This window comes from Nostoc sp. (genome assembly GCF_036919575.1).
Lineage (GTDB): Bacteria > Cyanobacteriota > Cyanobacteriia > Cyanobacteriales > Nostocaceae > Nostoc.
The window spans coordinates 65,402-85,531 of record NZ_JBALBY010000117.1 but is presented as its reverse complement, the minus strand read 5'-3'; the positions used below and the strand labels follow the sequence as shown (position 1 = coordinate 85,531).

General features: G+C 43.3%; 18 protein-coding genes. 16 read left to right on the top strand and 2 right to left on the bottom strand.

Annotated features, from left to right (window positions below):
• The first annotated feature begins 8 nt into the window (after positions 1 to 8).
• From V7K27_RS31095 to V7K27_RS31065, 7 genes are all read left to right on the top strand, one after another.
• Positions 9 to 680, top strand: a complete 672-nt coding sequence (locus V7K27_RS31095) for a WD40 repeat domain-containing protein (RefSeq protein ID WP_334952427.1) — start codon at positions 9 to 11, stop codon at positions 678 to 680.
• Positions 681 to 823: 143 nt separating this feature from the next.
• Positions 824 to 1,075, top strand: a complete 252-nt coding sequence (locus V7K27_RS31090; RefSeq protein ID WP_334952425.1) for a hypothetical protein — start codon at positions 824 to 826, stop codon at positions 1,073 to 1,075.
• A gap of 13 nt (positions 1,076 to 1,088) precedes the next feature.
• Complete coding sequence (locus V7K27_RS31085) at positions 1,089 to 1,328, top strand: DUF2283 domain-containing protein (protein ID WP_334952423.1); 240 nt, start codon at positions 1,089 to 1,091, stop codon at positions 1,326 to 1,328.
• A gap of 513 nt (positions 1,329 to 1,841) precedes the next feature.
• The gene (locus tag V7K27_RS31080) at positions 1,842 to 2,078 is read left to right on the top strand and encodes a hypothetical protein (protein WP_442947661.1); all 237 of its coding nucleotides are present in this window, start codon (positions 1,842 to 1,844) and stop codon (positions 2,076 to 2,078) included.
• Positions 2,071 to 2,520: an HNH endonuclease gene (locus V7K27_RS31075; protein ID WP_334952422.1), complete on the top strand. Its 450-nt coding sequence runs from the start codon at positions 2,071 to 2,073 to the stop codon at positions 2,518 to 2,520. Before V7K27_RS31080 ends, V7K27_RS31075 begins: the two co-directional genes overlap by 8 nt.
• A gap of 48 nt (positions 2,521 to 2,568) precedes the next feature.
• The gene (locus tag V7K27_RS31070; RefSeq protein ID WP_334952420.1) at positions 2,569 to 3,402 is read left to right on the top strand and encodes a Uma2 family endonuclease; all 834 of its coding nucleotides are present in this window, start codon (positions 2,569 to 2,571) and stop codon (positions 3,400 to 3,402) included.
• Between the two features lie 596 nt (positions 3,403 to 3,998).
• Entirely contained in the window at positions 3,999 to 5,249 is a 1,251-nt protein-coding gene (locus V7K27_RS31065) for a serine/threonine-protein kinase (protein ID WP_334952419.1), read from the top strand.
• Between the two features lie 471 nt (positions 5,250 to 5,720).
• On the opposite strand, the gene V7K27_RS31060 is transcribed toward V7K27_RS31065, so the two are convergent.
• Entirely contained in the window at positions 5,721 to 6,629 is a 909-nt protein-coding gene (locus V7K27_RS31060) for a c-type heme family protein (protein ID WP_334952418.1), read from the bottom strand.
• 292 nt (positions 6,630 to 6,921) lie between these two features.
• On the opposite strand from V7K27_RS31060, the gene V7K27_RS31055 reads away from it, so the two are divergent.
• Together V7K27_RS31055 and V7K27_RS31050 are read left to right on the top strand one after the other, a co-directional pair.
• Entirely contained in the window at positions 6,922 to 8,811 is a 1,890-nt protein-coding gene (locus tag V7K27_RS31055; protein ID WP_334952417.1) for a serine/threonine-protein kinase, read from the top strand.
• Positions 8,812 to 9,035: 224 nt separating this feature from the next.
• Positions 9,036 to 9,929 carry an SDH family Clp fold serine proteinase gene (locus V7K27_RS31050; protein ID WP_334952566.1) on the top strand — a complete coding sequence of 298 codons (894 nt, stop codon included), beginning with the start codon at positions 9,036 to 9,038 and terminating at the stop codon, positions 9,927 to 9,929.
• Between the two features lie 28 nt (positions 9,930 to 9,957).
• On the opposite strand, the gene V7K27_RS31045 is transcribed toward V7K27_RS31050, so the two are convergent.
• Complete coding sequence (locus tag V7K27_RS31045; protein WP_334952416.1) at positions 9,958 to 10,659, bottom strand: peptidoglycan-binding protein; 702 nt, start codon at positions 10,657 to 10,659, stop codon at positions 9,958 to 9,960.
• Between the two features lie 826 nt (positions 10,660 to 11,485).
• Here V7K27_RS31045 and V7K27_RS31040 point away from each other — a divergent pair.
• The 7 genes from V7K27_RS31040 (at position 11,486) to V7K27_RS31010 (ending at position 20,016) form a co-directional block, all read left to right on the top strand.
• Entirely contained in the window at positions 11,486 to 12,934 is a 1,449-nt protein-coding gene (locus V7K27_RS31040; RefSeq protein WP_334952414.1) for a hypothetical protein, read from the top strand.
• Between the two features lie 339 nt (positions 12,935 to 13,273).
• Positions 13,274 to 13,735: a ribosome maturation factor RimP gene (rimP, locus tag V7K27_RS31035; protein WP_334952413.1), complete on the top strand. Its 462-nt coding sequence runs from the start codon at positions 13,274 to 13,276 to the stop codon at positions 13,733 to 13,735.
• A gap of 220 nt (positions 13,736 to 13,955) precedes the next feature.
• Positions 13,956 to 15,233, top strand: coding sequence for a transcription termination factor NusA (gene nusA, locus V7K27_RS31030; RefSeq protein ID WP_334952412.1), 1,278 nt, complete (start codon positions 13,956 to 13,958; stop codon positions 15,231 to 15,233).
• Positions 15,234 to 15,381: 148 nt separating this feature from the next.
• Positions 15,382 to 15,651 (top strand): YlxR family protein, encoded by a 270-nt coding sequence (locus tag V7K27_RS31025; protein ID WP_334952411.1) that lies wholly within the window; start codon positions 15,382 to 15,384, stop codon positions 15,649 to 15,651.
• 105 nt (positions 15,652 to 15,756) lie between these two features.
• Complete coding sequence (locus tag V7K27_RS31020) at positions 15,757 to 15,996, top strand: hypothetical protein (protein ID WP_334952410.1); 240 nt, start codon at positions 15,757 to 15,759, stop codon at positions 15,994 to 15,996.
• A gap of 135 nt (positions 15,997 to 16,131) precedes the next feature.
• Positions 16,132 to 19,290 (top strand): translation initiation factor IF-2, encoded by a 3,159-nt coding sequence (gene infB / locus V7K27_RS31015; RefSeq protein ID WP_334952408.1) that lies wholly within the window; start codon positions 16,132 to 16,134, stop codon positions 19,288 to 19,290.
• A gap of 105 nt (positions 19,291 to 19,395) precedes the next feature.
• Positions 19,396 to 20,016, top strand: coding sequence for a low-complexity tail membrane protein (locus V7K27_RS31010; RefSeq protein WP_334952407.1), 621 nt, complete (start codon positions 19,396 to 19,398; stop codon positions 20,014 to 20,016).
• Positions 20,017 to 20,130: the final 114 nt, after the last annotated feature.

Sequence of the window (20,130 nt, the reverse complement as noted above, 5' to 3'; positions counted from 1 at the left end):
CGCAAATTTTGGCTAGTGCTAGTCATGACAAGACTATCCAATTGTGGTCAGTGGCAACCGGTCGAATAATTCACACTCTCATTGGTCATTCTTACGGGCTTAGATCAGTCGCCTTCAGTAATGATGGGCAAATTTTAGCTAGTAGTAGTAATGACAGAACTATCAAACTCTGGTCAGTAGCAACTGGTCGAGAAATTCACACAATCAGTCATTGCATTATAGTTAAATCTCTTGCCTTCAGCAGTGATGGGCAAATTTTAGCTAGTAATATTGGGGAGACTATAAAACTGTGGTCAGTGGCAACAGGGAAAGAAGTTCACACTCTGACTGGTCATTTTGAAAGGGTTACATCTGTCGCATTCAGTGGTGATGGGCAAATTCTGGCTAGTGCTAGCAATGACAACACTATTAAACTGTGGGAAGTAACAATAGGTAAAGAAATTCGTACTCTCACTGGCCATTCCAATGGAGTAAATTCCGTTGTCTTTAGTAGAGATGGGAAAACTCTGGTTAGCGGTGGTCAAGACAAAACTATCAAACTGTGGGAAGTAGAAACAGGTAGAGAAATTTGCACTCTCAGTCATTTTAATTCAGTTGAGTCTGTCGCCTTTATTTTTAATGGAGGTTGGCTTGCTGCTGCCGACGATAGCGGGAATATCAAAATTTGGCACCGCAGCTAGTCTGGCAATAACAACGTCAAAATAGTATTAATGCTTGAGAAGGTATTTCGCTATTAACATAAACTGCCTAGAAATTTATTTCCGGTTTAATAACGCAAGTCCATTAAAATGTAGGATTTGTGGGAGTTAGGATTAAACAATATATGAACGTCAGGTTGCATCCCCATGCACAAGCACGATTAAATGAACGTGGGGCAACAGAAGAAGAAGTTATTGCCACGATCGAAAGTAGTGTTACCTTTACCGCTCAATTTGGTAGAACTGGATTTAGGTGTAACTTTCCCTTCAATGCTGAATGGAATGGAAAGTTTTATACTACTAAAAAAGTTGAGGCAATAGCTATTCAAGAGGAAGAATACTGGTTAGTTATTACAGTCATCGTCAAATACTTTTAAAGGGAAAATTTCAATGAAAATCACCTACGACCCAAGATACAACATAGCTTATATCTATCTCCAAGAAAAAACTGCACAAGTAGAAACAATTCAAGTCAGTGACGAAATGAATGTGGATATTGCCCCTGATGGCACAATTTATGGGATTGAGTTGCTCAATGCTAACCAGCAATTAGGCGCTGATGAACAGGGTAAGGTAATCGTAGTAAACGAAGCATTAGGAGAATCTGCGGAAATTAAGTTGTTACTCTGATAGCTCTGAAAAACTATTTACGTTATGCAATGCGTTATTTATCAACACAGTTCTACTCAACATGAAAGCATACGAATTCCCAGCGAATGTTACCACATAAGGCAAAATAGAATCGCCGAATGCTGTTTTACAACAGTTAGCAAACAACCAGCAGGTTAAAGTAATTATTCTCGTCAATGAACCTACAGAAGAAGAACAAGAGGAAGCAGCTTGGCATCGTCTTGCAGCCGATCAATTATTAAAAGGCTACAGCGAAGATGATGCTATCTACGACACAACTTAATAGCAATCTTATAACAATAAATATATATATCAGTGATACCTTGCTAATCATCAGCCTTGCTGCGACGCCGAATAGCCCGTCGTAGACATCGCTTGACTTTTAAGACAGTCGCTACACTAATTTTAGTATTCCCATCGTCGTGCTTCTAAATGCAACCTTTGGCAATGTTCATAGCTATTAAAACACTACAATAGAAACACATATCGATAAATTGTATCGCCCTCAGTATAATGACTGTAATTGCTAGACCTTCATCCTTAATCGGCAGTATCAGAATAGAAAAGCTGGATAAATTTCACCTGTTCAAATTTAATGATGAACTGCAAGCACGGATGGAAGAACTTTTAGAACGCAAAAAAGCTGATTTACTAACTCCAGAAGAAGCGATCGAACTTGAAGAAATTGGAGAACTAGATAGAATTTTCACCCATATCAACGCGATGCTGGTAGCTCAACACAATGATTGATGATGCTACTAAAGAAATTGTGCGAAAACGCGCAAATTATTTGTGCGAGTATTGCCATTCTCCAGAACGCATTTCCACAACCAGATTTACAGTAGATCATTTGATACCAAAATCTATTGGTGGTCCTGATGATCTTAATAATTTAGCCTTAGCTTGTCGTCGTTGTAATGAACGTCGCTACAACTTTGTCGCCGGATATGACTTAGAGACTAAAGCAGTAGTACCTCTATTTAATCCTCGTCAACAAATTTGGTCAGAGCATTTTCTTTGGTCAGCAAATGCTAGGACAATTATTGGAGTTACTCCCACTGGTAGAGCAACCTGCAACCGACTTGATATTAATGATGAACGCTATCCAGCAGATGACTCCATTCGCAGTGCGCGGGGTTTTTGGGTTCAAGCTGGCTTACATCCTCCTAATGAAGATCCAAGGGCAAAGTAATCAATAAAATAATAAAATAGCTGAAAAATATCAAAGCCAGTTTTTATTATGACTTCTTCTCCTCACTATATTCCCCAATCTGACCCGCCACTTCCTCCTTGGGAAACGCTACCAACGATGTATGATTTACCAAGTGACAACCCAGAGGAACCAGGCTTGCCAGACGATTTTCACTTTTTACAGCCCTTACTTTTATACTTAACTTTTCAGCCCATTAACTGGAATCCAGAACTAGTTTACAGTGCTGCTGACCTCAATCTCTACTATGATATCCAGCATCCTTTATGGTATAAACGCCCAGATTGGTTTGGTGTGGTAGGGGTAGGAAAATTATACAAAGGGCAGGACTTACGGTTAAGTTATGTAACTTGGCAAGAGCCAGCAAATCCCTTCGTGGTTATTGAGTTATTATCTCCAGGTACGGAAGACGAAGATTTAGGCACAAGAACAGAAAGTGCAGCAGATAAACCTCCTAGCAAATGGGAAGTTTATGAACGAATTTTGCGGATTCCCTACTATGTTGTTTTTAGTCGCTACACTAATGAACTTCGGGCATTTCAGTTAGTAGGCGGTCACTATGAACCGATGAATTTAACTAATGGATGCGTACTAATGCCAGAGATAAATTTAAGTTTAGGCTTATGGCAGGGGTCATTTCGAGATATTGAAAGATTATGGTTAAGATGGTTCACTTTAGAAGGAAAATTAATTCCCGCACCTACAGAGGAGGCTGCTACTGCAACTCAACGAGCTATCATTGCTGAACAAGAAGCTACGGAAGCTAAACAAGAAGCTGCTCAAGCTAAACGAAAAGCGGAACAATTAGCAGAACGTTTGCGTCAGTTAGGTGTGAATCCTGATGAACTAGATGAATTATTGTAGCTTGAGAAATTTTTGTCTTATACCTAGCATGATTTTCTGCTTTTGAGGAATCACCTGTACTGAAAACTTTGATAGCCGATGCTGAAGCAGCTATTTAATAACGATATTGGCTCCCAGAAAGATTAACTTTTGAGCGCGATGTCTACGACGATCTGCGCGATCGCATATTCAGCACTTCAAATACATATAATATTCCCTTGAGGAAGTCTATAGCAACGTCAGTTTTTCTGAAAAACTATGATGTCACGCTATATCGTTACTGTTCCCAAAGCTTAGTGCCAATTGGGTTGCTAGGGGTAAGATAAGGTTCAGCAGCAAATCCAAAAGGCGATATTCGCAGATATTACCGCAGACACTGGTTATGTTGCGGCTGCTAAAATACGTAAGTATGAGTAGTATGATCAAACTATCCAGGTAAAAGTCGTCTATTTGGTCACACAAGACAATCAAAAGATTGTAGAAAAGTGTATTTCCTTGTCTCCGTAGTGGTGCTAATCTCAATTTGAAGGATATTATCAGCCTTTATCTGCTAGAGTTTCTGACTTTCAGCAAACTAGATAATTTATCAAGAATAAAATCGCTAGGAGTGCGATGAGATGTCACAGTCCCCTATGACAAGACCAGAAATAGCTGCTGGAACTCTAATCGATAACCGCTATATTATCCAAAAACTTCTGGGACAGGGAGGATTGGGGCGAACTTACTTGGCGTTTGACACTCGTCGGTTTAATGAAGCTTGTGTTCTCAAGGAGTTTGCGCCCATTGGCACAGGGGAGAGTGGACTGGAACAATATCGCAACTTATTTAAAAGAGAGGCAAAAATTCTTCATCAATTGCAACATCCTCAAATTCCCAAGTTTTTGGCTTGCTTTGAAGGAGATGGTCGGTTATTTCTAGTACAAGAGTATGTTGACGGTAAAACATATTCTCGGCTGCTAGGAGAACTTCAAGGTCAAGGAAGAAATTTTTCTCAAGAGGAAGTTATCCAGTGGCTAAAGAATCTGCTGCCTGTTTTGGAATATGTCCACCAGCACAACATCATCCATCGAGATATTTCTCCTGACAACATTATGTTACCTGATGGCAAGGATCTGCCAGTGCTGATTGATTTCGGCGTAGGTAAGCAAATTGCTGACATGAACGAGGGGAGAAGTTCCAACCATCAGGTCACGTTTGTTGGCAAAATGTCTCTAGTCGGCAAAGTGGGATATGCTCCCCGCGAACAGATTAGCTTGGGTTTATGTTCCCCCTGTAGTGACCTTTATGCTTTGGGGGTAACAGCTATTGTACTACTTACAGGTAGAGATCCATCCTTACTAATAGATCAGTATTCTTTAGAATGGAACTGGCGTTATTATACCTATATTACTGATGATTTCGCTCAAGTACTCGATCACATGTTAGCAGATAGACCTAACAAGCGATACCAAACAGCTAAGGAAGTTCTTATAGATTTAGAGCGGATTGGAGAACCAGAAGTGGCAATGTCTCCCGCAATCATGGTTGATGATTTGCCTCCCACGGTATTTAACCCGGAATTTCAGGCTATCTCGGCCATATCCCAGGCATACAAACAACCTGGAGAAACAATTTTTAGTTCAGCTAGTTCATCTGCTAGTCCGCAAATTGGGCGAATTGAACAACAACAACCTTCTCTTAAACCAGCATTTATCAAACGTTGTCAGCAAGAGTTAGCCTACCATATCGGTCCAATGGCAAATCTGATTATAGAAGAAATATTAGCTCAAAATCCTTACATTTCACCTGACGAATTTGTTGAACTCATAACCAAGGAAATTCCTGACTTTCAAGCAGCTTTTGAATTTAAAAAAAGCTTATTCTCATAGATATTTAGACACCACGAATTTCGGGATAATTTTTCACAAATTCGGTGGGTTTAAGTCCCCGGCTACTAACAAGCCGCAAGTATGTTAGGCGGCGTCCCTCTTAGAGGTTGTTTGAAAAGTGGTATGTTGTGATACTAATCGAATTATTACCCCCCTTAATCCCCCCGATATATTGGGGGGAAACAAGAAAATCTGGTTCCCTCACGCCACATGCTTCAAGTCGGGCATTGCCCGCCCAACGCAGTGGCTCCCCAATATATCGGGGAGGGTTAGGGTGGGGTAAAAGAATATTTGATACATCAATCATGACTTTTCAAACATCCTCTTACAAAGTTGAGGCAGTCCGTTGCGGAGGTTCCCTCCGTTGTCGGAACTGCCGTCAGAGCGCCGGAAACCGACGCTCCGAACTTTGCACTAAATCCCCGTCACAAAACGCAATTACGAATTACGAATTACGAATTACGAATTATTTTAATCTCCTGAACCTCCCTGAGTGCGTTTGATTCTTTTCATTGCCATTTCTAAACTTAACTGCATCCGTTTAAATGCTTTAGCTAAATTACCGATTTCATCATTAGACATCTGCTCAAATTCAACTTCCATATGTCCGGTACTAACTTCTTCGGCTATGCGAGTCATGCGTTTGAGAGGCATAACAACTTGTCGATTCAAGAACAAGTTGACTAATAGGATAGTCGCTATAAATATAGTTGATACAATTAGGATAATTAGTAAGGAAGACTGATGGGCTTTATTGATGACATTATTTGCCGGTACTGATATGATTTGGGCACCGACAATTTCATTAAGCTTCCACCCAAATCCATTAGCTGCACCATAAAGAGTAATCATACTTTGAGGTGCAGCTTCAGGTGTGCTATGACACTTCAGACAGCTTTCTTCAGAAATTGGTAGCGGACGAGCAATATAAAAGATATCACCACCAGGAAGTGAGCGAAATCCACTTACTTCTTTGAGGTCTGATTTATTTCTGAACCTTTCGACAATTTCTGTTTCAAAAGCGTCAGCCTTATCCCGAAGAGTTGTGGGATTGAGAGTTGCTTCTTTATAAAAGAAATCACTGTAGTCTTTTGTTTTCCGTAAAATCTCAAATACCTCCCGCGCTGAGTATGCAGGCACACTTTGCGGTAAAAACTCAGTAGCCAATTTATCAGCTAGCTGTGGATTCACTTGAGTACTAGTATATTTACGAACAGAACTCATTGTTTCCATGAGCATGAGAGCAGTTGAACTAATATCTTGTTTAGCATTTTCCCTGAGCAAAGAAGAAAGAGCAAATCCACTCAAGCTCAAACCAAATGTCAGAATTACAAGTAGCAGAATTGTAAATTTTTGTTTCAGATTGAGATTCTTTAGCATAATTTCTGATTATTTACAAGTCAAATTATTATGACCAAATATGGCTAAAGTGATCGTTTACTTTAGCATAAGCAATCAATTAAAGATTTTAGTATAAAGGTGATAGTTTAGTTAAAACTATTAGGCTATACCCAACTTTATATTAGTAATTATTGAGGCTAATGAAAATGTTCTTTAAGTAATTAAGTTCCAAAAAGCTACAACAGCAAAACAAAATGGAATTTCCAAAAATTCCTGTGGGCTGTTTTGATCCCGTGCCAAAATAAATACCAGCAATTGTCAAATATTACTAATGGTGTGGAATGCAGGAAAGTCTTTATTCGGTGGACGCTACATTATCGAAAACCAACTAGGCGAAGGCGGAATTGGCATTACTTATCTTGCCAGAAATCAACGGAATCAACAGCGAGTGATTAAAACTCTCAAAGAAGAAATCCTGAATCACCCCGCTTGGATGCTCCACCGAAACAAGTTACGGCAAGACTTCCGTGATGAAGCAGTTCGGCTGGCTGTGTGTCACCATCCTCATATAGTACAGATAGAAACCATCTTCGATGAGGGAAATTTACCCTGCATGGTGATGGATTACATCGAAGGCGAAGACTTAGCACAGCGCTTGAGGCGGATAGGGGTGCTATCAGAAGCAGAAGCGCTGCTGTACATCCGGCAAATTGGCGATGCTTTGACGCTAATCCACTCTAAAGGACTGCTACATCGGGATCTGAAACCACGTAATATTATGATCCGCATTCATAAATCAGAAGCAGTGCTGATAGATTTTGGCATTGCTAGAGAATTTATTCCTAATATGATTCAAAGGCATACCGTGTATCGCACTCCTGGTTTTGCCCCACCTGAGCAGTATGAATCAGAAGCGCCACGCGGAGAATACATTGATATTTACGCCCTAGCTGCTACCTTGTATAATTTGCTTACCGCCGTTATCCCGACGAGTGCAGACGATCGCCGTCATAATATTAATTTAGAACCACCACAATATTTTAATCCTAATATCAGTAACAGGGTGAATCAGGCTATTATGTGCGGGATGGATTTGGAGTCAACCTATCGTCCCCAGTCTGTGCAGGAGTGGTTGGATTTATTGGGGTCTGATATTGGGGAGGATGTAACAGTAATATCATCTACTTTAGTAATAACGCCTAGACTTAAACCACCTCGACCAGTTGTATTAGATCAACAGAACTGGCAATGCATACAGACCCTCAAAGGTCATTCTAGTATGGTTCAGGCGATCGCCATTAGTCCAGACGGGCAATTTATTGCTAGTGGCAGTAATGACAAGACTATCAAACTTTGGCAACTGGGTACTGGCAAGCTAGTGCGTCAACTAGGTCGTTGGTTTTCTGGTCATTCCAATATGGTTCATTCCGTCGCCTTTAGCCCAATCTCCTCAAACCTTTCTTATCAAGGAGAGTCGGGCAAATCTGCGGGAGTTACAGACCTGAACCGGGGGATTTTGGCTAGCGGTAGTTGGGATAACACAATCAAATTGTGGGATGTAAACACAGGCAAAGAAATTCGTACTCTCACTGGTCATGGTAATTGGGTGAATTCCGTTGCTTTTAGTCCAGATGGCAAGTTTCTGGCTAGCGGTAGTGCTGACTGCACAATTAAACTGTGGCAGGTACACACTGGCATAGAAATCAAAACTCTCACAGGTCATTCCGACTCAGTTTCGTCAGTCGCCTACTCTCCGAAAACCTCTGCAACGAATAGCAAGGATAGACAGCTGGTGGCTAGTGGCAGTAATGATTACACCATCAAACTGTGGCAAGTATACACAGGTAGAAACATTTGCACACTTACAGGTCATTCCTTCTTCGTCAACTGTATCGCCTTCAGCCAAGATGGGGAAATTATCGCCAGTGGCAGTGCTGACAACACGATTAAACTGTGGCACGTAAATACAGGCAGAGAAATTCGTTCTCTCATTGGTCATTCTGATTCAGTTTGGTCAGTCGCCTTTAGCCGAGATGGGCAATTTCTCGCTAGTGGCAGTTGGGACAACACTATCAAACTCTGGCACATACACAGTGGCAGAGAAATCAGCACACTTACAGGACATTCCAACTATGTTAGATGCGTTACCTTCAGTCCCGATGGCCAAACCCTAGTTAGCGGTGGTGATGACGATACTATCAAGATTTGGCGACGGGGATAATAACAATTCAAAATTCAAAATTCAAAATTCAAAATTAAAGACATTTCAGACGGGGATTTAAACCCCGACTGTAAGATTGCTGAATTCTGAATTCTGGATTCTTCTTCAAAATATTTTTGCTGAGTGTGGTTCGATACTTTTAAATCTACAGATAGAATTGCGATCGCCCCAAATTTGCGACAATAATGACGGCAACCGTGATTATTGAACCAGAATTAATATTTATGGGCTTTGGTATTGGTGATTTATTTTGGATTTTCCTCGCTCTGACTTCTTTGCAACCCCTTTGGCAAAAACGTCAAATAGAATATCGGCGCTTGCGTGCTTTACAAGAATTCCAGCAGGAACGCAAAAGTCGGGTGATTTTACTGATTCACCGCCAAGAGTCCCTTAGCTTCCTGGGAATTCCCATATCTCGCTACATTACTATTGAAGACTCAGAACAAATATTGCGAGCAATTCGCCTCACACCCCAAGATGTGCCAATTGATTTAATTTTGCACACTCCTGGTGGTTTGGTTTTGGCTACGGAACAAATCGCTAGAGCATTAATTCGCCACCAAGCAAAAGTCACAGTCTTTGTACCTCACTATGCCATGAGTGGCGGTACAATGCTGGCGATCGCCTCTGATGAAATTATTATGGATGCTAACGCTGTCTTGGGGCCAGTTGATCCCCAATTGGGTAATTACCCCGCAGCCAGTATCCTGAAAGTAGTTGAAGATAAACCCATCAGTGAGATTGATGACCAAACTTTAATTATGGCCGACATCTCACGCAAAGCAATTCAGCAGGTACAGCGATTTGTGCGGACTCTGCTAAAAGACAGTATACCCAAACAAAAAGTTCTGCCAGAAAATATCGAACCGATTATCGAAGCCCTGACAACTGGGCGCGTCACCCACGACTATCCCATCACTATTGAGGAAGCAACAGAAATGGGGCTGCCCGTAACTGTCGGACTGCCCCATTCTATTTATGATCTCATGGATCTTTACCCACAGCCACAAGGAGGGCGACCCAGCGTGCAGTACATTCCTATGCCTTACAATGACCTCCGCCCAATTCTACCTACACCCAAGGGCAGACCCTTAGAAGAACCAAATCAGATGATTTGAGGCTTTGAGGTAGGAATTTTTGTGGCGACTAGGGTGTAGTTGTCGGTGTAGCTGTTGGCGTAGCTGTTGGTGTAGCTGTCGGTGTAGCTGTCGGCGTAGCTGTTGGCGTAGCTGTCGGCGTAGCTGTCGGTGTAGACATCGGTTTAGGCGTCGGTTTAGCTGTTGGTTTAGCTGTCGGTTTAGCCGTCGGTTTAGCCGTCGGTTTAGCCGTCGGTGTAGCCGTTGGTGTAGATGATGGTGTAGCTGTCGGCTGACTGAAGACTGTCTTTGCTTCTTCATTCAGCTTTTGCCGGAGTGCTAAATTAGCAATTCCAGTTTCTTGCAACTGATATTTCTTCTGATACTCCTTCACCACTGCTTCAGTTTGTGAACCATAAAAATGATCACGCGGCAGGGGAGGATTTGGCTTCACCACTGCATTCAAATTTCTGTGCAGAATTTGAACGATGTTAGCAGCAAAATTTTGGGTTTTTGGCCCTGCTATCCCATCAACTGGTTTTAGCTTATAACCCGTCTGAAATTCACGAATTGCCTTTTTAGTTTCTTCATCCGTCAAAGCACTATTTGTTACCTTGACGTTATAGCCTAACCCCCGCAATACAGCACGGAATTGCTCGGGCGTATAGCTACGTTGAGAGGCTGCGAAACCTGTGTCTGCAATTACCACACTAGCAGTTATCAGGCAAGTAACAGCAAAGGTCGCGCTTGATTTTCCAAATCCACACCACATACTTAAAACTCCTTTGGATGAAATCAGCAGGATTATAAAGGTTAACAGCTGCATTTTAAGTTTGTTTAATAACTTTTTTCGCGATTATTTAATGATTTTTGAATAATTTGTAATTTATTTTTGTAAAATTTAAGTGAAACTACGAAACCTGCTTTATGTCATCTATCCAAAGAAGTATCTTATATTAGCAGAGATAGTTATCATTTGAATCAAATACACCCTTGAACACTAAATTACAGTATAGATGCACAGATATGCGCCTGTGTCAACTTAGGATTTGTGTAAAAATAACTTGAACAATTTTTGTGTGAAAGCTAGATTTAGCAAGCTATTCCAAATAAATTTTGTACAACTTATTTTTACATGATGCCTTAGAGCCAGTCCGAATTTTATGAGGCTGTTGGTCAATTCACTCTCTTGTTAAATCGCCCATCCCTAAAACATTGTTTTTGCGTTGGTTTCCCGCCCGACAATAAATTGCGGGCTAATAGCTAAAGTGCCTTGAAACGCACTGAAATTAAAGAAATTAAGATAGAGGCTGATGGGTTATAAGCTGTTACGTATACAACTTGCATTATCAGGGCGCTCATGTTGCCCACCCCACAACCATGTTGAAAAAATATTAGTGCAAATTAAAGGCGCAACAGCTTACCCCCGACCAATTCGCCAACATGCCCTTTTAACGTTAGGTTGACAGGCATGACAGATATGCGCCTGGGGTCTACTCAACTGCAAATTGCTGTAATTTCTGGAAAAGAGCCGAAAATTAATAAATGAAAGAGCTTATATTCCAAATATTCCAAGAATGTATAATATATGACAAAAGATGAAAGACGTAAAATCTTCTAAGCAGCGTAATCTTTGGTTTGAAAGATTTATGGCAATTACTGCCACAGTAAATTTAGGTTTAGTTTTGTTTGATTTAAGTTACGTACCTTGGCGAGATTTTTACTTGCGAAAACTTCCCCAAATTATTAAGATTTATGACCCAATAAAAGGTATTGAAGCTCATCGAGACACAAAAAGTTATCTAGAAACAGTAGACGCATTAGAAGAACAAGTTAAGCAAACAGGGTTACAGTCGTCTCAGGTAAATAACAGGCTAATACAAATAAGTCGTCTTAGTAGCGAGATGATTGACAGCAATCCGTTTGCGGGAGTGAATAAGAGTGGTACTCTGGAAAAAATCAAAAAGCGGATGCGCGATCGCATCGGTAAGGAATCTGCAAAACAGTCCTTTGGCACTTTTTGGAGTCAACCTTACTTATCACAACATGGCTGGATTCAAGAAATTAATTTTTTCAACCAGAGCATCCGCCCTTTGATTGCCTCTAACTACTACCGCAAAATCGGGGAAAGTGGCGAATTTGTTGATGATTTCTGGATTATTGACTTACCCTTTATGATTTTATTTGGCGTAGAATTGCTGGGGCGTACCTTCTTAATCAGACGCCAACATCCTGGTTTTAGCTGGTTGGAAGCAGTATTGTGGCGTTGGTACGATTTCTTTTTACTACTACCATTTTGGCGGGGGTTGCGAATCATACCTATATTAATTCGCCTCGATCAAGCGCGGTTATTGAATCTGCATCCAGTGCGAAAGCAACTTAATCAAGGGATTGTCGCCAATTTTGCCGAAGAACTTACAGAAATTGTCGTGGTGCGGGTGATTAATCAGGTTCAGGGTTCAATTAAGCGGGGTGAGTTAACGAGCTGGCTCTCACAACAGGAAAATTTACGTCCCTACATAGATATTAATAATGTGAATGAAGTGGAAGCGATCGCAGGTCTTTTGATAAAAACAATTGTCTACGAAGTGCTACCCGATATCCAACCTGCGATCGTTGCCATTTTGCGCCACAATATCGAAACCGTCTTTGATCAAATCCCCGTCTACCGCAACCTCCAAAACCTCCCCGGCTTGGGACAAGCCCAAACCCAGTTAAGTGAACAATTGGCGACTCAAATCACAACTAATCTTTACAAAACTTTAGTCAGCGCTGTTAAAGATCCAGTAGGAGCAAAACTCACCAGTCAACTTATACAAAGCTTCAGCGACGCCTTGGGAGCGGAAATAAAGGAAAAACACGTACTTTCAGAAATTCAGAGTTTACTTTTTGACTTCTTAGAGGAAATCAAACTCAACTACGTGCAGCGTTTATCCCAAGAAGACATAGACCAAATTATCGAGCAAACCAGGCAGCTACGAACACAAGTATCAGTTCCAGTAGTAGTTGATAAAAGCACTACTCTGCCAGAAATACGCCAAGGGTAAAAAGAGCAGGGGAGTAAGAATTTTAGATTTGAGATTTTAGACTTCGACTTCTCTACGAGACGCTACGCGAACGCTCAGTCGAACGATTTTAGATTGGAATTAAATCCAAAATCCAAAATCCAAAATCCCTTCGGCTTGGTGCAGTCACTCATGGGGGAAACCCCCAAGACCGTGCTGCTTCACCAAAATCCAAAATTGAATTGCCCAATGCACGACTATCCAAGAAATGCGCTAAACTCGATTTAGGGCGAACCATCATTGGTTCGTCACAAGACTTCTTGGAAGATATACCTATCGCAGGAAGTGGGTCGATGCCCACTTTTTTTATTGAATTCTCTCATGGCTCATCCTTTAATTCCACAAATTATTGATTTGGCGACACCAGTGGCAGAAGAACTGGGATTGGAAGTGGTTGGCGTGGTTTTTCACACTAACCAAAGTCCACCAGTGTTGCGAGTAGACATTCGCAATCCTCAGCAAGACACTGGGTTGAATGATTGTGAGAGGATGAGCCGTGCTTTAGAAGCCTCCTTAGATACTGCCCAAATCGTTCCAGATGCCTATGTCTTGGAAGTGTCTAGTCCTGGTATTTCGCGGCAACTGTTAACAGACAGGGAGTTTATTTCCTTTAAAGGATTTCCTGTCATCATCACCACCTCGCCACCCTACGACGGACAACAAGAGTGGACTGGCCAGTTGATTCGCCGGGACCAGACAGCACTTTACTTAAACCAAAAAGGTCGTGTAGTCGAAATTCCCCGCTCCCTAATTACTAAGGTGCAGTTAGACGAGCGCCAATAAACAAAGGGCTAGGGCTTAGGAGTTGGAGACTAGAGTGCGATTCGCTCAAGGCTAGAAGTTAGGGGCTAGAGGTTACGGACTAGGGCTAGAGATTAGGGGCTAGTGTAAAACTATTCTCTAATCCCTAGCTCTATCTAATGCGTAGTTTTCACTCCCCACTCCCCACTCCCCACTCCCCACTCCCCACTCCCCACTCCCTAATTTTTAAAGGAGATTGCTTATGTCAATGGTTACTTTACCTGGATTAAAAGAATTAATTGAAAGTATAAGTCGCGATCGCAATTTACCCCGGCTTGCAGTTCAATCAGCGATTAGAGAAGCACTACTCAAAGGCTATGAACGTTATCGCCGCGCCCAAAATTTAGAGCGCAAACAGTTTGACGAAGATTATTTTGAAAATTTTGAAGTAGAACTCGATATTGAAGGAGAAGGATTTCGCGTTCTTTCCACCAAAACCATTGTCGAAGAAGTCAATAACACAGACCATCAGATTTCCCTAGACGAAGTTCAACAAGTCGCTCCCGAAGCGCAGTTAGGGGACTCTGTAGTGCTAGATGTGACACCCGATCAAGGAGAATTTGGTCGGATGGCGGCGATGCAAACCAAGCAGGTACTAGCACAAAAATTACGGGATCAACAGCGCCAGATGGTGCAAGAAGAGTTCCAAGATTTAGAAGGAACTGTCCTGCAAGCAAGAGTCCTGCGGTTTGAGCGGCAATCGGTGGTTCTAGCAGTCACCAGTAATTTTGGTCAACCAGAAGTAGAAGCCGAATTACCAAAGCGGGAACAACTGCCCAACGATAATTATCGGGCAAATGCCACCTTCAAGGTATATCTCAAAAAAGTTTCCCAAGGTCAGCAACGAGGGCCACAGTTGCTTGTGTCTCGTGCTGATGCTGGTTTAGTGGTTTATCTGTTTGCCAACGAAGTCCCAGAAATCGAAGATGAAGTGGTACGGATTGTTGCCGTAGCGAGGGAGGCAAATCCCCCTTCCCGTTATGTCGGCCCCCGGACTAAAATAGCAGTAGATACTCTTGATCGCGATGTAGACCCAGTAGGCGCTTGTATCGGAGCCAGGGGATCGCGAATTCAAGTGGTAGTCAACGAATTACGCGGTGAAAAAATAGATGTAATTCGCTGGTCGCCAGACCCAGCAACGTACATCGCCAATGCCTTAAGTCCAGCACGGGTGGATGAAGTGCGCCTGATGGACCCAGAAACCCGGCAAACTCACGTACTCGTAGCTGAAGATCAATTGAGTTTGGCCATTGGCAAAGAAGGACAAAATGTGCGTTTGGCAGCCCGCCTGACTGGTTGGAAAATTGACATCAAAGATAAAGCTAAGTATGACTATGCAGGAGAGGATGCCAAATTTACAGCTGTCAGAGCAAAATATCAAACAGAAGAAGATGATCTTGACTTTGAGGAAGAATTAGACGATGAAAATCAGGACGAATTAGAAGAGGAGGATAGTTTTGACAATAACGATGATGAATAATTGATTAATTTTGTAAAGTTTTGATACTGTTGATTGTAGTCTCAGTCTCAAGGATTATTTTCTCAAAAGCGACTTGGTATAAGTAAAAAATAGTAATAATAAACTTCTTTTTACACCCAGAATGCTGGAGTGAGATCACATAGAATCGATGAAACCAAATTATCGGCGCTGTATTAGTTGCCGGAAAGTAGGCTCAAAAGATGAGTTTTGGCGGATTGTCCGCGTCTTTCCATCGGGAAAGGTACAATTAGATCAGGGCATGGGGCGTTCTGCCTATATTTGTCCAGAAACGAGTTGCTTACAAGCGGCTCAAAAAAAAAATCGACTAGGGCGATCGCTACATGCATCAGTGCCAGAAACACTGTACCAAAGCTTGTCGCAACGTCTACCCCGCAGCAATACCCAAAATAAAATTTAGTTGGAACAACTTTGTGGCGTAATCACCAGAGGAATTGTGCGAAAGCCGAAGTCGTGCTTTCATCACACCCTCTGTTGATCGTTAAGGTTAGTGCCAAAATAGTAAATGGGTGTAAAAAGCATTTCGGCTCTTCAATTAATGAGGGGCGAGGCAACATTCCCAGAACAAGATGTAATCTATTGTGTTGTGGAAGACTCAGAATCAACAAAACAAGAAACTACAAAATGGCAACCTGGTAGCGCTCAGGCGCAGTTCGGCGTCAAGGCTTCCCGTAGAAATCTTTTATTTAAGGAATTTTTATGGATGCCCCTCAACCATCATTCCTGGTGGGGATGCCATTATTAAACCGAAACATCTCTCTTTCCTGATTGGAGGCACCGGCAAAAACTGAACGGCAACCTAAAAACAGTAATCCAAGGATGGAGATGTCGCAAGCCAGGCAACCATCCGCTAAAACTGTAACTTAAAGGGGAAGAGTGGATGAACAACGGCAAAGTTAGAATCTATGAATTATCAAAGGAATTGAATTTGGATAACAAAGAGCTATTAGCAATTTGCGAGCAGCTCAGCATCTCGGTCAAAAGCCATAGCAGCACGATTTCAGAATCCGAGGCAGAAAGCATCCGGGCGGCAGCAGAAAAACTGCCAGCTACGACTGTGTCTGCCAAAAAGGAACTAGGTACAACCAGCCATAAGCCAAATTCACCACCGAACGGCGGACGTAACCGACCTGCTGCACCCCACAAACAGCAAATTTTGGAAATACGCAAACCCAAAATATTGAGAAATACTACCTCCAACGCCCCTGAGGCGTCACTTGCTAACAATACCCAAGCTGCCTTGTCTGAAGCTAATCCTCCCTCTCCTCCACGGCCTTTTGCGACACCAGTCTCACCCATGAAGCCGGCGGCACCAACTCGACCTGTACCCCGGAATCAATCTGAGACTCAAGAGCAACCTCCTGTCATCGACTTGGAACAAACGCCAAATCAAGATCAGGTATCGGAAAAAATACCAGGGCAAAAACCGGAAAAAATAGTTCCACCCAGACCGAAGTCGGAAAAACCGATCAAACCGCAATTAGTTGCTCCTCCAGCCAGACCGGCGGCGGAAGAAGCCCAGGTGGTAGATGAGCCGGTATCTCAGGCAGATAAACCGATCCTCAAACGCGACCAACGGCTACGACCCGTGGAAGGCGATCGCGATCAAATTAAGCCCAAAGTTGCTAAACTGCCAACTGACCAGTCCCCACAGGCTGCACCACAAAGAACAAGTCGTCCCACCCCTTCACCCAGCAGACCAGAGCAGAGGGCCAATAGACCATCTGCACCATCACAACTAGGAGAGGGGCAACGACCCAGGCCAGCACGTCCAGGTGAATCAGCAGCCGCAATGCCGATAGCGACTCCACCCAGACAGATGTCAGGAATAGCGGGCAAATCTGAAGGATTAGGTGATGATCTAGTCGCACCCGATCTCCTTGATTTGAAACGCCCAAGTCCGCCTCGCCCAACCAAAGGTGGCAAAAAGTGGGTAGAAGAGGAAATCATTGACGAAGTTAAAGAGAAGGCTAAAGCTGGCGTCAAAGGCAAGCGGATCAAGCCGATACTTGATGATGAGTTTGAAGAAGATTTGCTGGATGATGACGATCTCGACTCACCAGCCACCGTCCAAGTCAGCCTTTCCATCGCCCGTCCTCCGAAACCCAAAGCGACTCGACCTGTACAGATGCCAGGCGCAATCCTTGCTAGCGCCCCAACTGCAAGAGGGAGAAAGTCTGGTTCCAAGTCTGGTTCCAAGTCTGGTTCTGGCCGCGATCATCACCAAAACCGTCGCCAAGAAGCCGAGGCCAAGCGTGACCGTCCCGAAAAAGTGACGATCACAGGTCCGTTGACTGTGCAAGAACTGTCTGACGTTTTAGCCGTTCCCGATACAGAGATTGTGAAAATCCTGTTCCTCAAAGGCATGGCGGTGAGTATCACCCAAAATCTGGATATTCCCACAATTACCCTGGTAGGAAAAGAACTAGAAATAGAAGTAGAAACCGCCGAGCGAGAAGCAGAAGCTCGGAAAATTACGGAAATGGTCGGCGCAGAAGACCGAGAATATCTCCACCGCCGTCCGCCAGTCGTGACAATTATGGGTCACGTAGACCACGGTAAAACAACCCTGCTCGACTCAATCCGCAAAACAAAAGTGGCTGCTGGCGAAGCTGGCGGTATTACTCAACACATCGGTGCATACCATGTGGATATCGTACATGAGGGCAAACCGCAGCAGATAGTCTTCCTAGATACTCCCGGTCACGAAGCCTTTACAGCTATGCGGGCACGAGGAGCGCGGGTAACAGACATTGCCGTGTTGGTAGTAGCTGCTGATGATGGTGTCCGTCCCCAAACGATTGAAGCCATTAGCCACGCCCAAGCTGCGGGAGTGCCAATTGTGGTTGCAATCAACAAAATTGACAAAGAAGGGGCACAACCAGAACGGGTGAAACAAGAACTGACTCAGTATGGTCTGACCGCTGAAGACTGGGGCGGGGAGACTATTATGGTTCCGGTGAGCGCTATCAGAGGTGAAAATCTAGATACGCTCTTAGAGATGATTCTGCTAGTAGCAGAAGTTGGAGAACTATCTGCTAACCCAGATCGTTCCGCCAAAGGAACTGTAATTGAAGCACATCTGGATAAAGCCAAGGGAGCAGTTGCTACCCTGCTAATTCAGAATGGCACCCTGCATGTGGGAGATATCTTAGTAGCTGGCTCGGCTTTCGGTAAAGTCCGGGCGATGGTGGACGACAGAAGCAAGAGAGTAGAAATTGCTTCTCCTTCCTTTGCTGTCGAGGTGTTGGGTTTAAGTGATGTGCCAGCAGCCGGCGACGAGTTCGAGGTCTTCTATAACGAAAAAGAAGCCAGGGCACTCGCTAGCGATCGCGCCGATAGACAACGCCTATCCCGCCTGTTACAAGGACGTGTTACCCTTACAACCCTGTCGGCTCAAGCACAAGAAGGCGAGTTGAAAGAACTCAACTTGATCTTGAAAGGAGACGTACAAGGTTCTGTAGAAGCCATTGTGGGAGCGCTCAAGCAAATCCCGCAAAACGAAGTCCAAATTCGGATGCTGTTGGCGACTGCTGGGGAAATTACCGAGACAGATATCGACTTAGCAGCTGCCAGTAACGCTGTAATTATTGGCTTCAACACCACCTTCGCCAGTGGCGCTAGACAAGCCGCCGATGAAGCGGGTGTAGATGTCCGAGAATACAACGTGATCTACAAACTCCTGGAAGACATTCAAGATGCCTTGGAAGGTCTTTTGGAACCAGAGTTGGTGGAAGAACCCTTGGGTCAAACCGAAGTACGTGCCGTCTTCCCAGTCGGTCGCGGTGCTGTTGCCGGTTGCTACGTTCAATCAGGCAAGCTAGTTCGCAACTGCAAAGTCAGGGTGCGACGTGGCGGTAAGGTGATCTTTGAAGGCGTTCTTGACTCCTTAAAACGGATGAAAGAAGATACCCGTGAGGTCAACGCCGGTTATGAATGCGGTGTCGGCATAGATAAATTCAATGATTGGGTTGAAGGTGACATCATCGAATCCTATCAGATGGTTACGAAACGCCGCACTCTCACCTTAACGAGATAGTGTTGAGGGTAAAATGGTTAGAAGTTAGGAGTGATAAATTAGGAGTTAGGAGTTAAAGGCTGCTAACTCCTAACTCCTAACCCTTAACTCACAACTTTTTATAACATGCATTCATTTCGCTCTGAACCTATTTTGTGGATTCACGTCGCTGGATTGGCGACGTTGCCTGTTTTTTTAGTCCTCTGCTTATTGTTCCTCTCTGTAGGCGAGCCATTTTTGCCAGTCTGGATGGAGCTATTCTTAGTTGCCGCCATTGGTGTTCTGCCCCTGCTATGGATGCAGTTGCGCCGCCCTTTTTATATATTTGCTCTTTTAGGAATAGCCCTGAAGCCAGAAAATCTGACTGAACGGCAGCGAAAAATTCTCTGTTTAATTAATACAAAGTTAAATCGTATCCTAGCCCTAGTGGCAGCAGTATTATCGGTTTGGGTGCTGTGGCATCTCTACCAAATTGCCCCATTAGTAGCAAATTCCGCTAAATTTCTCCCACAATGGCGCAGTGTTGCATTAGTGCTTGCGGGGTTAGCCTTTTTGGGCAGCAATCTTTTTTTACAAATACCTGTGAGTGTAATGCGAGTTTTGGTGACTAATGAGACAGAATTCGCTGGCATAGAGCCATTATCTTTAGAAAAGATTAAGCAAGATTTCACAATTTTAGGGGTGCGGGTTAATCAAATCGTGCCCCGATTGTTGGAATCCCTGTTTAAGATTAATACAGATTCATAGCAGCCCCTAAAGTATATTATTTAACTTTAAAAGGCTACAAATAAGGAGCAGGGGAGTAAGAATTTTAGATTTTAGATTTTAGATTTTGGATTAAATTTCAATCTAAAATCCAAA

Coding starts and splice junctions, on each gene's coding strand:
- V7K27_RS31055 (WP_334952417.1), top strand. CDS start 6,922: ATGGTGTGGAATGCAGGAAAGTCTTTATTCGGTGGACGCTACATTATC.
- V7K27_RS31070 (WP_334952420.1), top strand. CDS start 2,569: ATGACTTCTTCTCCTCACTATATTCCCCAATCTGACCCGCCACTTCCT.
- V7K27_RS31020 (WP_334952410.1), top strand. CDS start 15,757: ATGGGTGTAAAAAGCATTTCGGCTCTTCAATTAATGAGGGGCGAGGCA.
- V7K27_RS31060 (WP_334952418.1), bottom strand. CDS start 6,629: ATGCTAAAGAATCTCAATCTGAAACAAAAATTTACAATTCTGCTACTT.
- V7K27_RS31040 (WP_334952414.1), top strand. CDS start 11,486: ATGAAAGACGTAAAATCTTCTAAGCAGCGTAATCTTTGGTTTGAAAGA.
- V7K27_RS31010 (WP_334952407.1), top strand. CDS start 19,396: ATGCATTCATTTCGCTCTGAACCTATTTTGTGGATTCACGTCGCTGGA.
- V7K27_RS31050 (WP_334952566.1), top strand. CDS start 9,036: ATGGGCTTTGGTATTGGTGATTTATTTTGGATTTTCCTCGCTCTGACT.
- V7K27_RS31085 (WP_334952423.1), top strand. CDS start 1,089: ATGAAAATCACCTACGACCCAAGATACAACATAGCTTATATCTATCTC.
- nusA (WP_334952412.1), top strand. CDS start 13,956: ATGTCAATGGTTACTTTACCTGGATTAAAAGAATTAATTGAAAGTATA.
- V7K27_RS31075 (WP_334952422.1), top strand. CDS start 2,071: ATGATTGATGATGCTACTAAAGAAATTGTGCGAAAACGCGCAAATTAT.
- rimP (WP_334952413.1), top strand. CDS start 13,274: ATGGCTCATCCTTTAATTCCACAAATTATTGATTTGGCGACACCAGTG.
- V7K27_RS31090 (WP_334952425.1), top strand. CDS start 824: ATGAACGTCAGGTTGCATCCCCATGCACAAGCACGATTAAATGAACGT.
- V7K27_RS31080 (WP_442947661.1), top strand. CDS start 1,842: ATGACTGTAATTGCTAGACCTTCATCCTTAATCGGCAGTATCAGAATA.
- V7K27_RS31025 (WP_334952411.1), top strand. CDS start 15,382: ATGAAACCAAATTATCGGCGCTGTATTAGTTGCCGGAAAGTAGGCTCA.
- V7K27_RS31045 (WP_334952416.1), bottom strand. CDS start 10,659: ATGTGGTGTGGATTTGGAAAATCAAGCGCGACCTTTGCTGTTACTTGC.
- V7K27_RS31065 (WP_334952419.1), top strand. CDS start 3,999: ATGTCACAGTCCCCTATGACAAGACCAGAAATAGCTGCTGGAACTCTA.
- infB (WP_334952408.1), top strand. CDS start 16,132: ATGAACAACGGCAAAGTTAGAATCTATGAATTATCAAAGGAATTGAAT.